This window comes from Symbiopectobacterium purcellii, from assembly GCF_019797845.1.
GTDB lineage: Bacteria > Pseudomonadota > Gammaproteobacteria > Enterobacterales > Enterobacteriaceae > Symbiopectobacterium > Symbiopectobacterium purcellii.
Map to the genome: position 1 here is coordinate 1,536,477 of NZ_CP081864.1, position 12,654 is coordinate 1,549,130.

8 protein-coding genes and 1 tRNA gene are annotated in these 12,654 nt (G+C 51.1%); 3 read left to right on the forward strand and 6 right to left on the reverse strand.

From position 1 onward, the window contains the following. Positions 1–35: 35 nt before the first annotated feature. From K6K13_RS07180 to cuyB, 3 genes are all read right to left on the reverse strand, one after another. Positions 36–689, reverse strand: coding sequence for a CPBP family intramembrane glutamic endopeptidase (locus K6K13_RS07180; RefSeq protein ID WP_222160154.1), 654 nt, complete (start codon positions 687–689; stop codon positions 36–38). A 410-nt stretch (positions 690–1,099) separates the two neighbouring features. Then, positions 1,100–1,175, reverse strand: a tRNA-Asn gene (locus K6K13_RS07185). Positions 1,176–1,363: 188 nt separating this feature from the next. After that, complete coding sequence (cuyB, locus tag K6K13_RS07190) at positions 1,364–2,125, reverse strand: cysteate racemase (RefSeq protein WP_222160155.1); 762 nt, start codon at positions 2,123–2,125, stop codon at positions 1,364–1,366. 207 nt (positions 2,126–2,332) lie between these two features. Here cuyB and hypT point away from each other — a divergent pair, with 207 nt between their 5' ends. After that, positions 2,333–3,220 carry a hypochlorite stress DNA-binding transcriptional regulator HypT gene (hypT, locus tag K6K13_RS07195; RefSeq protein ID WP_222160156.1) on the forward strand — a complete coding sequence of 296 codons (888 nt, stop codon included), beginning with the start codon at positions 2,333–2,335 and terminating at the stop codon, positions 3,218–3,220. 82 nt (positions 3,221–3,302) lie between these two features. Here the strand turns inward: hypT and K6K13_RS07200 are convergent, their stop codons facing one another. Beyond that, positions 3,303–4,589, reverse strand: coding sequence for a dicarboxylate/amino acid:cation symporter (locus K6K13_RS07200; RefSeq protein ID WP_222160157.1), 1,287 nt, complete (start codon positions 4,587–4,589; stop codon positions 3,303–3,305). 633 nt (positions 4,590–5,222) lie between these two features. On the opposite strand from K6K13_RS07200, the gene K6K13_RS07205 reads away from it, so the two are divergent. Beyond that, on the forward strand, positions 5,223–7,412 hold the full coding sequence (locus K6K13_RS07205) for a sigma 54-interacting transcriptional regulator (RefSeq protein ID WP_222160158.1): 2,190 nt from the start codon (positions 5,223–5,225) through the stop codon (positions 7,410–7,412). A 340-nt stretch (positions 7,413–7,752) separates the two neighbouring features. Here K6K13_RS07205 and fdhF read toward each other — a convergent pair whose 3' ends face one another. Then, entirely contained in the window at positions 7,753–9,906 is a 2,154-nt protein-coding gene (gene fdhF / locus K6K13_RS07210) for a formate dehydrogenase subunit alpha (RefSeq protein ID WP_222160160.1), read from the reverse strand. Positions 9,907–9,944: 38 nt separating this feature from the next. Continuing rightward, positions 9,945–10,400: an electron transport protein HydN gene (locus tag K6K13_RS07215; protein ID WP_222160161.1), complete on the reverse strand. Its 456-nt coding sequence runs from the start codon at positions 10,398–10,400 to the stop codon at positions 9,945–9,947. A gap of 534 nt (positions 10,401–10,934) precedes the next feature. On the opposite strand from K6K13_RS07215, the gene K6K13_RS07220 reads away from it, so the two are divergent. After that, complete coding sequence (locus K6K13_RS07220) at positions 10,935–12,614, forward strand: methyl-accepting chemotaxis protein (protein WP_222160163.1); 1,680 nt, start codon at positions 10,935–10,937, stop codon at positions 12,612–12,614. Positions 12,615–12,654: the final 40 nt, after the last annotated feature.

A 12,654-nucleotide genomic window follows, 5' to 3' on the forward strand; every position in this document is an offset into this window, starting at 1 on the left:
CATACGGCCATAAAGCATCGTATCCAAGCCTTAAATCAGACGGTGGAGGTATACAAGAACAGTAAAACGGCTGTATTGGCTAGCATGTGTGTCAATATTGGCATCAGCAACCCTTTACTGGTCAGACGTGCATAACACAGCAGCAATGATATTGCGATTAGCTCAGTCAGCGTTACCGTGGATGTATATTGTGTATGCGCAGCAGCAAAGATCAGCGACACAAGCATACAACAAGCCAACCGATGATTAGGCAACCACGTAATAAGTCCTTGCAGTAAAAAACCGCGGAAAACGATCTCTTCAACGATGGGACTGAAAAGGATCATCGCCAATACAACACTCAGCCATCCTTGTTTCGAAAAATCAGCCATCTGCTGTACCCAGCGCTCTTCACTTGACATCATCATGCTTGTCAGCAGCAAAATGAGCAGCAAAACACCGGCGAGCTTAAGCATCAAAGGAGAGGAAAAAAGCCCAAGAGGGAGTAATCCATACCGTTTCGTATACAGAAACCAGAATGGCACAATGATAATAAAAGCCAGCAATGAAAAAAAAACTAACGAGTAGGCTGGATTAATCGATATACCGCGATAGAGCCCAACTCCGCTGAAGATTGAAATACTGTACCAGAGTACAGGCAACCCGAAGCACCAAAGCGACTGTTCCAGACGATCTGTATGATGTGACATATCTTCCCTGATTAATGTAATTATCTCATCGCAAGTGAGATCTCATTTTTCGCAGTAGCGAATATCGCCTTCCTTCAACGCGCGCAAGGTATCGATGACCATGACGTAACTGAATGAGGGGATTATGATTATACTCCCACCTGTTCATTAGCAAAAACCATGACGGTATCGGGTTGGATAAGTGCTCCACGATGAGGTCGATTGTGCAGCGCTTTAGCCGCTATGCAGAAGTACCTTGGGGCGCTATTTGAGGGGCACTCCGTTATCGAACCAGAAAAGCCCCAAATCTGACCACCACATTCAACCGATGCGGAGGGCAAAGTAAGTATGTGTCGGGAAAGGATTGTTAGATTATTTTATTGAATCCAAAAGCAAAAAGCAGATGTCGAAGACATCTGCTTTTTTGAATTTGGCTCCTCTGACTGGACTCGAACCAGTGACATACGGATTAACAGTCCGCCGTTCTACCGACTGAACTACAGAGGAATCGTGTGAACGGGGCGCATAATAACGGCGTGCTGCGGGGATGTCAAAGGAAGAACATGCAAAGGGCGATCGTTTGCTGAGAGATTAGTCAAATCGCCCTTTTTTTCTGCGTTGAGGCGAAAATCAGGGCAATTTAACGCCCTTTATCGCGGTCAACCAGGATGCTTACGTAGGGGGCGATGCCGTTTTCAGGCGGCAATCGGGTGATGGGGCGTACCCTGATGGTGGGGATGGCGCGGAGAGTGGGCGAAGTACCACTCAACCGTTTTCTTGATCAGTGCATCCGTTGCGTCAATATAGTGTTCTGGTGCTGATGCCATATCTTGTTGCAGAATTAACGGCAGCTCAGTACACCCGAGAATCAGTTTTTCCACACCCGCATCAAGCAGTCTGTCTCTGACTGGGGTCAGAAGTCGATGTGCATCGGCAATGCGGCCAGCTTTGTAGGCATAAATACTTTCCATCACCGCCTGTTGTGCTGTGTCATCGGGAATCTGACAGGCAATACCCAGTGCGCTAAGGTTATCCTGATAAATTTTTGCTTTGCACGTGGCGGTGGTTGCCAATAACCCAACCGCGTGCAAATGTTGCTGTTTAATCAACTGGCAGGTGGTGTCGATGATACTGATCATTTCGACATGCGTGCGTTTTTTTAATTCATCGAACCAAAAATGCGCGGTATTACAGGGAATAATAATACACTCAGCGCCAGCGTTTTCGAGGATTTTCAGATATTGAACCATTTTATCCAACGGCGATGCACCATGGTTCAAAATACATTGTGTTCTGTCAGGAATGTCAGGAATGTCAGGAATGTCAGGAATGGATACTGCAATCGTAGGAATATGATCCTGGTCTTTATTGGCTGGCGTGTTGTTAATTAATTTTTGCATGGCATCAACCGTCGCCCCTGGCCCCATTCCACCAAGAATACCAATTAAATTATTCACCTTATTAACCTCAATACCTGAAGGAATTGAAAATATCTTCGCACAACCAGCCGGAATGTGAATTGCTAAATTCCCATCCCCTATGTATGATTTGCATAGCCAGCCGGGTGGCTATGCTTTTCCTGGCTGTGTCACTGCGCAGGCGCCACAGCGACAGTGGTCGTAGCGTCAGGCGCTGCGCGGCGTGAAGATGAAAAGAGGTGAGTTGTGCTTAATAACATTGAAACTAAATGGTTGTATGACTTTATTGCACTGGAAGAACATCGCAGTTTTACCTTGGCTGCGGAAAAACGCAATATTTCCCAGTCGTCATTCAGTCGTCGAATTCGTGCGCTGGAAACGGCCATCGGTATTGAGTTATTTGACAGAAATGCCACGCCGTTAAAACTGACCGAGCAAGGGCGTCTGTTCCACGCCCATATTCGTAATACGCTCGACGATCTGGCCTATCAGTTGAATAAATTACACGGTGGAAGTCACTATAAAAATAAAATCACCCTGGCCGCCGCACATTCACTTTCGGTATTTATTCTTCCCGAACTGTTAAAAACAGTGCCAGAGCCACAGGAAAAAATATTCTATGTGGAATCTATCGATGTCGATGAGGCTGTTCTAAACCTTAAAGAGGGGAAAAGTGATTTTATTTTTTCCTTCTTTAATGAAGAACTGATGTCTGAACCTTTTATGCACACCAAGATCCTCGAATCCCATCTCTATCCGTTGAGCGCCTGTGATAAAACCGGAAAGCCGGTTTTTAATCCCCGAGCAGAAACTGTGCCGCTGTTGAACTACACCGATACCAGCTATATGGGACGGCAGGTGAACCGCTATCTTTCCGCCATCAACAGCGAGCGTTTTTCAATAACGTTTGTTTCTTCGATGAGCGACTTGCTTAAGCGCATGACGTTGCAGGGCTACGGTATCGCCTGGTTACCGGATTACTCCATTCGCGAAGAGCTTAAAAATCGGGAGTTGGCGGTGCTGGATATGCCCGATGCGGTAATGCGCATGGGGGTTTACCTGTATCGAATGAATGCCAAACTTAATGTCGCATCTGAAAAATTTTGGCGCTACATGAAAAGCTTAAATCATTAGTTAGCGACACGCGATTGCGTTCATAAAAAAAGCGGCCAAGGGCCGCTTTTCAGTTGTGTGCTATTTCACTGATCTTGATGGTTTAGCTGACTTTGACTTCGTCGTATTCGACTTCTTCGTCAACGTCATCTTCAATCAATCCATTCTTCTGTTCGAGCTTCGCAACCACGGCGGTGGAGATAATGTTACCCACTACGTTAGTCGCAGTACGGCCCATATCCAGGAACTGGTCGATACCGATAATCAACAGAATACCGGCTTCTGGCAGGCTGAACATCGGCAGCGTTGCCGCTACAACAACGACGGAGGCGCGTGCAACACCCGCCATGCCTTTACTGGTGATCATCAGTGTTAACAGAATCAGGATCTGCTGAGTGATGCTCAGGTCAATGTTGTAGGCTTGCGCGATAAACAGGATGGCGAAAGACTGGTACATCATTGAGCCATCGAGGTTGAAGGAATATCCCAACGGCAACACGAAGCTGGAGATCTTTTTCGGCACACCAAACTTGTTCAGTGCTTCCATGGTTTTAGGATAAGCCGATTCGCTGCTTGCCGTAGCGAAGGCCAGCATGGTGGGTTCGCGAATCAGTTTAGCCAGATGGAAAATCGGTTTGCCGAGGAACAGGTAGCCAGCACCAAACAATACCGCCCACAACACTGCCAGACCAATATAGAACTCGCCAATCAGTTTACCAAAGTCATAAATCAGGCCCAGACCTTGGGTGGTGATAGCAGAGGCCAACGCAGCGAAAACGGCGATAGGCGCCAGATTCATCACGTAGTCAGTGACGCGGAACATCACTTTAGCCAGTTCATTAATCAATGAATCGATGGTAGTGGCTGCTTTGTTTTTTGCTTTGACATAGGCCAGCGCAGAACCAAAGAACAGAGAGAACACCAGAATCTGGAGGATTTCGTTGTTCGCCATGGCTTCCACGATGCTTTTCGGGAAGATATGACTGATGAAGCTCTTCAACGTAAAACCATCGGTATTCAGGCCAGTAGCAACCGCCGTTGTTGGCGCGGTCAGGTTCATGCCTGCACCCGGTTGGAAAATGTTGGCAAACAACATACCGATCAGCAGTGAAATCACTGAAGCGGTAATAAACCAGGTCATCGCTTTAAGGCCGACACGGCCTACATCCGATGAATTGCCCATACTTGCCAGCCCGGAAACCAGGGTAGCAAACACCAGCGGTGCAATAATCATTTTGATCATGCGTAAGAAGATGTCGGTGACCATGTTGAAGTATGATGCAACTTCTTTTGCTCGTGCGCCATCCAGAAAATGATGACAAGCCCAGCCAATCAATATCCCTAAGATGATAGCCAGTGCTATCTGCTTAAATAACTTCTGCCTTTGCATAGTGACCTCATGTTGATGAATAAACTCAGGCAATAAACATTGTTATTGGCAGTCAGCAGATCTCGGCGGCCATGCCTGTGAAAAGCACGACCTGCTGCACCAGTCATGTTTTATGGGTGATATTGCCTGGGCCAAGATATTACAACGATTCTACGGTTTTACCTTTTTTTTCTTATACCTCACCATGCAAAGAGAGAAACAATTATGCAAAAAATGCATTTATTTTAGTTTTTTTATCTAAAATGAGAATTAAATGGTGACTGTTCATTCGTTGAATAGAATGAAATTGGCATTTAAAACAGTTGGTTAACTATTGCTATTGCCATTGATGTGTACGGTTATCATTTTTGCTTATGAAAAACGTTCTCTTAGTAATTAATAGAATGAAGAGCTGAGGGAAAAGTGTGCTGCAACAGCGCACCGATCGTAGACAAATTCTCTGTTGCCGCATTCATTAATTGCACTCGCTTTCTGTGAGTAATATCAAAATTCGTTAATACGGGCCGCCATGGCTGTCTTCAGAAAAATGAATCACGATTCAGATCAAGCTATGGCTATCGTATCGTGTCATTTCCTGTGGTCAGCCCTTACACTATTACCCTTAAGGATTATGGTGATTAAACTGCGGTGACTATGGCGATACATTTGACGGATTCTCCATCCCGACAGTCTATTCTCTGGCAGGATACGCTGTTAAAGGTTTCCCAATCAGTGTTGCAACAACGCACAGTCGACGATCTGTTGCAGGTTTTGCAAGGGGCCTCCTTTTCGGTGGTGAGGTTTCAGCGTGTCCATCTGCTCTGGTTTAACCCGCTACATAATCAAATTCGCTTTTATCGCTACGATCCGCTTACCGACAAGGTGACAGGGAGTGAAGAAGGGGCTTTGCTGTCAGAAGGTCCGGGCGGTGCGAGCTGGACCTATGCCACACTCCAGCGGCGCGATCGTTTGCATTTTTTGCACGATTACCCTTATCTGGCACAGCATCCCGCCTATTTAGGCTTAAGCGATTACTGTCTGGTGCCACTGGTACGCACGGGCGCGGATCGCGTGATGGGGGGACTAGAGTTTCTCAAGGCGGATGGTAGCCTGTTTGATGACAGTGAAATCGCCTTTTTTCAGGCGTTGGCAAGCGTCGTTACCTGTGCGCTGGAAAATATCATCACGCGAGAGCAGGCGCAGAAAGAGGCTGAATCCCTGCGCCATGAACGCGATCACTACCGCATTCTGGTGGATGTCACCAATACCGTTATCTCCAAACTGGAATTAAAAGCGTTAGCGCAAGAGGTCTCGCGCGAGATCCACCGTTTCTTTGGCATTGATTTTATCGCGCTGGCGTTGGGGGATGGCGAGAACGAGGACGGGCCGTTAACCTACTATGCCACGCATTATCCTGCTGGAGAACGTCCTGCCGGGAAAACCTCATACCACAAGCAAGGGAAAGTGCCGCTGACGGAAACGCTGGCAGCGCAAGTGATGCAAAACAATGCGGTGGTGTTAAGTGCGCCAGGAGATGGCACGCCTGGTACGCCGACGCGTTGTACATTGGCACAGCGACTCGATGGTGGCTTAGCCCACGCGTGTCTTTTGCCGTTAACCTTTGGCACCAGAGTCTTAGGGGTGTTGGAGTTGGCCCATCGCCATGAATTGGCGGTGACCGAGGCGGATATTCGGCTGTTGCGGCAAATTGCGGCACGTATCGCGATTGCGCTGGATAATGCCGTGGCCTACGAGCAGATCACCCGCCTTAAAGACAGTCTGATCCATGAAAATTTCTATCTGACTGAACAGTTAACCGAACATGTGCGCCAGCATGGCGATGATGCGTTTGGTGAAATCATTGGTTGTAGCCAGGCCATTCGGCAGGTGTTGGAACAAGTGGAGATGGTGGCTGCCAGTGACAGCACGGTGCTGATTTTGGGCGAGACGGGCACCGGCAAAGAGTTGATTGCCCGGGCCATACACCGCCTGAGCCCAAGGCAAGGCAAACGCATGGTAAAAATGAACTGTGCCGCTATCCCCTCCGGGCTTTTGGAGAGCGATCTGTTCGGTCATGAAAAGGGCGCTTTTACCGGGGCCAGTGCGCAACGTCAGGGCCGTTTTGAGCTGGCGGATAACAGCACGCTGTTTCTCGATGAAGTGGGGGACATTCCGCCGGAGTTGCAGCCCAAACTGTTGCGCGTGTTGCAAGAGCGGGAGATTGAACGGCTTGGCGGCAGTAAGGTTATCTCCGTTGACGTGCGCCTGATTGCTGCCACCAACCGTGATTTAAAACAGATGGTAGCGGATCGCGAATACCGCAGCGATCTCTATTACCGGTTGAATGTCTTTCCCATTGTCATTCCCCCGCTGCGGGAGCGTCCGGAGGATATTCCGCTGTTGGTGAAGTTTTTCACGCGCAAGATAGCCCGTCGGATGAACCGCACTATCGACAATATTCCCTCTGAGGTGTTGCGTCGGTTAAGTCGATTGCCGTGGCCGGGCAATGTGCGTGAACTGGAAAATGTCGTCGAGCGCGCGGTGATCCTCACGCGTGGTACCACCTTGAATCTACAACTGGCCGAATTGCAGCAAATGCCACCGTCAGCGAGCGATATTCAAAAACCTGTGGCGCCCCCTCTGGATATGCCTCCTCGTCAGCCGTTGCAGGATGACGAAGTGGAGTCCGAGCGGCAAAAAATTATCCGTGTACTGCGTGAAACTAACGGTATTGTCGCCGGGCCAAAAGGGGCGGCGGCGCGCATGGGGGTGAAACGCACCACGTTATTATCGCGGATGCAGCGTATGGGGATCTCGGTGAAAGATATCGAGGAGATGGAGTAGGTCTGGGCTGACCAAAAACCTTTTCGCTACCTGTGGGGGTAATATCCGCGTTGAATGGTGCTGAGGAAAACGATGACGCCAGGATGAGCCGCATGGATGCGGCGAAAGCCAGCGCCGTGCCGGGAGCACGTCGCTGGCGGTCCGTCCGGCGACAACGGTTTCCGAAGGTATCGCGTAGCGACACCATTCCGCAAAAAGCCCGGGGTCACGGGGTGTGGGCGACTGCACACCCCGTGTCGGGCGCGTGCCACGCGAGTGGCAGAGATATGCAGAATGGTTAGCGCACGAAACATGACGCAGTCCTCTGCATAAACACGCCCTCCGTCGGGTGACGGATTTTTTAGGCTCCCGCCACCTCGGCTTCCTTCCGCAGGCGGGCTTTCAATGCGCTGTATTCCTGTTGCACAAAGTTTTCCGCCCATGCCTGATTCTCAATGGCTTCCAATTTCACCGCGCAGTGCTTGTATTCCGGCGTTTTGGAAATGGGGTCAACTTCATCCAGCGTCAGCTCATTACAGGCACCGATCCACCATTGATAGGTCATGTATACCGCACCTTTATTGATGCGCTCGCTGACCATCACGCGGCTGATCACCTTACCACGGCGGGAAGAGACCCACGTCAACTGCTGGTCGCGTAGGCCAAGATGCTCGGCGTCTGCCGGGCTGACCTGCACGTATCCCGGTTCATCCGCCAGCGTTTGCAGCGCAGTACAGTTGCCGGTCATGGAACGGCATGAGTAGTGGCCGACTTCGCGCACCGTGGAGAGCACCAGCGGATAGTCACTGTCCGTTTGTTCCATCGGTGGACGCCATTCCGTTGCAAACAGCAATCCTTTACCTCCGGGGCGGTCGAACTTGTTACCGGCGTACAGCCACGGTGTGCCGGGACTATCCTCAGTCAGGCACGGCCAGGGAACGTAACCCAAACCGGACATTTTCTCGTAAGTCGCACCGAAGTAGAGCGGACACAGGTGACGCAGTTCGTCCCAAATTTCCTGAGTATTGTTGTAGTGCATCGGGTAGCCCATCGCCGTTGCCATCAGGCTGATGATTTCCCAATCTGGTTTGACGTTGCCTTTGGCCTGAACAGCCTTATAGAAGCGTTGGAAGCCACGGTCAGCCGCGGAGTATACCCCTTCGTGTTCACCCCATGAGGTCGCCGGGAAGATAACGTCTGCCATCGCTGCTGTCTTGGTCATAAAGATGTCTTGAACGATCAGCAGCTCCAGCTCGGCGAAGGTTTCACGCACCATCGACAAATCAGGCTCGGTCTGTAACGGGTCTTCTCCCATCAGGTAGTTGGCTTTGATTTTGCCTTCTTTAATCTTGTGCGGCACATCTGTCAGTGAATAACCGATATGCCCGGCCAGATCTTGCACGCCCCAGGCTTTGGCAAATTTGGCACGCACATCTGGATCGGTCACATTCTGATAGCCCGGGAATTGGTTCGGCAGTGCGCCCATGTCGCACGCGCCTTGCACGTTGTTTTGACCACGCACCGGGCCCACGCCGACGTTGGGACGCCCCAGATTGCCGGTGAGCAGCGCCAGACCCGAAAGCCCTTTCACCACGTCAACGCCCTGCGTCCACTGTGTGACGCCCATGCCCCACAGGATAGTGGCAGACGGCGCGGCGGCATACATCCGCATCGCATCGCGAATCAACTGCGCAGACAGACCGGTGATTTCCGCAACGTATTCCGGCGTGTACTTGGCAACCAACGCCCGGTATTCATCAAACCCTTCAGTGTGTTGTGCCACAAAGTTGGTATCGTAAAGCCCTTCGTTGATCAACACGTTGGCAAACGCGTTAACCAGCGCCATGTTGGAGCCATTTTTCAGCGGCAGCCAGAGATCGGCAATGCGGGCGGTTTCGATATGGCGTGGATCGCACACGATAACTTTTGCACCGCGCTCTTTGGCTTTGATGATACGGCGCGCCACGATAGGGTGAGAGTCAGCAGCGTTATAGCCAAACACCAGGATGCACTCTGTATTTTCAATCTCGCAAATGGAGTTGCTCATGGCTCCGTTGCCGAGTGTTACCTGCAATCCGGCAACGGAGGGGCCGTGGCAGACGCGGGCGCAGCAGTCGATATTGTTGGTGCCCGTTACCGCGCGCGCAAATTTTTGCATCACGTAGTTGGTTTCATTACCGGGACCGCGTGATGAACCGGTATGCATGATGGCATCCGGGCCGTATTTTTCTTTAATGGCTAACAGTTTTGAACTGGCAAAACCGATGGCTTCATCCCAGGACACCACCTCAAACGGCGCGCCTTTTTGACGCCGGATCATGGGCTGGGTTAAACGCGGGGTGAGCAGTTTGGTGTCGTTGAGAAAATCCCAGCCGTAGTAGCCTTTCAGGCACAGTTCACCTTCGTTGGTTACGCCATTCGCACCCTCTGCGCCAACCACTTTGCCGTTCTCAACCAGCAGGTTGATCTTGCAGCCTGACCCACAGTAAGGACAGACGGTAATCACTTTTTGCATGATGTTGTATCTCCTTGCACGTACCTGGACGGCACCGTTCAGAACTGGATTCCTGCGGCGTCATCAAGTGCCGCACGCCGTTGTTTTTGTTGGATCATGGTGTCGATATCATCGCGGTTGACCAGATGTAGCGCCTTGGTGGGGCACACCTGAACACACGCCGGGCCAGCAGCGCGTTCCTGACACAGATCGCATTTATGTGCTTCGGCTTTCATCCCACTCCCCATCAACTGATGATGGCTGATTCTGACGACCGGTTTACTGATCACGGTCATGGCACCGTTGGGGCACACATTGGCACACGGGGCGTCTTCACAATGGCGGCATTGAACGGTGGTGCTGACATCAAGGCTCTTTACCACCGTGAGACGCGGTGCGAACTGCGTTGCACTGAGCGATGCCGTATTGCCATCGCCGTGGGCCAGCACGCAAGCGACTTCGCAGGTGCGACAACCGATACATCTTTTGGAATCTGCAATAACGAACCGGTTCATGACGGGCTCTCCTTCCTCGGCTCTGTACATAACGTGGGTGTCGACACTTTGCGGGTGTCGGCGGATCGCCCTACATAAAGCAGGGTTTATGCCAACCTGATAATAAAAATTTAATGTATTGATTGATATATTAAAAATAAGATGATGTTGGGTGTCGACATTCGGTGACGACGCGACTCAAGGGACATTTCGGCAGATTTGACGATGGCAATGACGGGAGAAAAAGCGTTTTATGTAATTTACCTCACATTTCTTTATTCACTGCCTATACTTCAAAAGGGTGCGCGTAATGGACTCGGCGTGCATTTTTTATAAAAAAGGGTTTCTTATTTAACGGTGTTCTCATTGACCGATATTCCGGTGCAGACAGGCTTTCAGGGCGCATGTCTGAAACTCGGTAATGTTTCCTGCTGACTCCTGTCGGTGGGTCTGACTATATGACGGCGATTCAACCTCCTTCCGTTTTTCGGTGCAGCGCTGTGCCCGTGGGCTTGCCTGTCACTGATGTATGGGAAGGCATGATGGAGTGGTGATATGAGCTTTCTGAAGAACATCAGTATAAGAGTCATGGTGTTGATGATTGTGGCGTTTCTCTTGGCAATCTGGGGGGGAGCATCCGGCTATAGCCTGTACTCTCTGCAACAGGCGACCCAGCTTATCGCGCAAAGTGAAGTGCAAAGAAAGAGCCATGCGCAACTGCTCTACGGTGTTGAACAATCTTTTCGCGCCATGACAACGCTTGAACAGGCAGCAAGCTACACGCTGAACAGTGACGTGGAAAATGCCCGGCAGGCGCTGGCACAGGCACAACCGGCGATCGCAAATGTGAAATCCTCGCTGGAGGCGTTCAAAAACGGCGCTCACGGGGATGTTACGCCCGCTGCCATTGAGGGCGTGGTTCGCACCTGGTCGGCACTGGTGACTGTTGCACTGGAGCCGTTACAGCAAGCGTTACAGCAAAATGAGCCGGACGCATTGCGGCAGCGTCTGAGTCAAACCTACCCCGTGGTGCATGCCTTTGGTGATGAGATAAAACGCTATACCGATCAGGTTGCCGCATCGCCAGCCATTAGCGAAGCGCAAGGCCACCATGAGAATAACCGTAATGCACTGATTGCTGCCTTGCTGGTGGGGGTGTTGGCACTGCTTTTCACTGAATATTATCTGAAAAACTATTTGGTGACGCCGATCAGCGTGCTGAAATCCCATCTGGCACAGTTAACGGCGGGGCGTTTGGGTTATGAACTGACCGAGTTTGGCCGTAACTGTGCAGGCCGTCTGATCCCCGATATCAAACTGCTACAGAAAACCTTGCGCGATACCGTCACTGCTATCCGACAAGGTGCAAGCGTGGTGCAGGATCGCACGGCCAACATCAAGGAAGGGAACGATAGCCTTTCCTCGCGCACTGAGCAGCAGGCGGCGGCGCTACAACAGACTGCTGCCAGCATGGAACAGATGAGTGCGACGGTAAAACAGAATACCGAAAATGTGCATCAGGCGCGTCGTTTGGCACAAGATGCGTCAAACATGGCGAAACGTGGTGGTGATATCAGCAAAAATGTGATGCAAACCATGAACGATATCAGCGCCAGTTCGCGCAAGATCTCTGATATTAACACCGTGATTAATGGCATCGCGTTCCAGACCAATATCTTGGCGCTCAATGCGGCGGTGGAAGCGGCGCGGGCCGGTGAACAGGGCAAGGGGTTTGCCGTGGTGGCCGGCGAGGTGCGTAGTCTGGCACAGCGCAGTGCGCAGGCAGCGAAAGAGATTGAAGCACTGATTGCAGAATCGGTGACGCGAGTGTCAGCCGGGGCCAGCCAGGTTCAGCAATCCGGTGAAGCCATGAGCGGCATTATCGAGTCCGTGAGCCACGTGAATGATGTTATCAGTGAAATTGCGGCAGCGACGGAAGAGCAGAGTCACGGTATTTCGCAAATCAGCCAAACGGTGCATGAAATGGATCGTGTGACGCAGCAGAATGCGGCGCTGGTGGTGCAATCGGCTGAAGCGGCGGCTGAGCTGGAAGATGAAGCCGATGGCTTGTTGGCGGCAGTTGATGTGTTCCATCTGACGGAATCGGCCCCTGAATCCCGACAAACACAGAGCGTCATCAAACCCGTGGTAAAACGGCCTGGCGTTGCGTCTCGGCCTACCGCGCTGCTTACCAGTGGACAGAACGCGGCGCATGGCGGCTGGGAGAAATTCTAATCGGAAAAATAACGCCCTGCGTATTGCAGGGCGTTTTGTG

What these genes read in the sequence shown, in the direction of transcription:
- K6K13_RS07180 (WP_222160154.1), bottom strand. Translation starts at nt 689, where the DNA reads ATGTCACATCATACAGATCGTCTGGAACAGTCGCTTTGGTGCTTCGGG.
- K6K13_RS07200 (WP_222160157.1), bottom strand. Translation starts at nt 4,589, where the DNA reads ATGCAAAGGCAGAAGTTATTTAAGCAGATAGCACTGGCTATCATCTTA.
- K6K13_RS07205 (WP_222160158.1), top strand. Translation starts at nt 5,223, where the DNA reads ATGGCGATACATTTGACGGATTCTCCATCCCGACAGTCTATTCTCTGG.
- fdhF (WP_222160160.1), bottom strand. Translation starts at nt 9,906, where the DNA reads ATGCAAAAAGTGATTACCGTCTGTCCTTACTGTGGGTCAGGCTGCAAG.
- K6K13_RS07215 (WP_222160161.1), bottom strand. Translation starts at nt 10,400, where the DNA reads ATGAACCGGTTCGTTATTGCAGATTCCAAAAGATGTATCGGTTGTCGC.
- K6K13_RS07220 (WP_222160163.1), top strand. Translation starts at nt 10,935, where the DNA reads ATGAGCTTTCTGAAGAACATCAGTATAAGAGTCATGGTGTTGATGATT.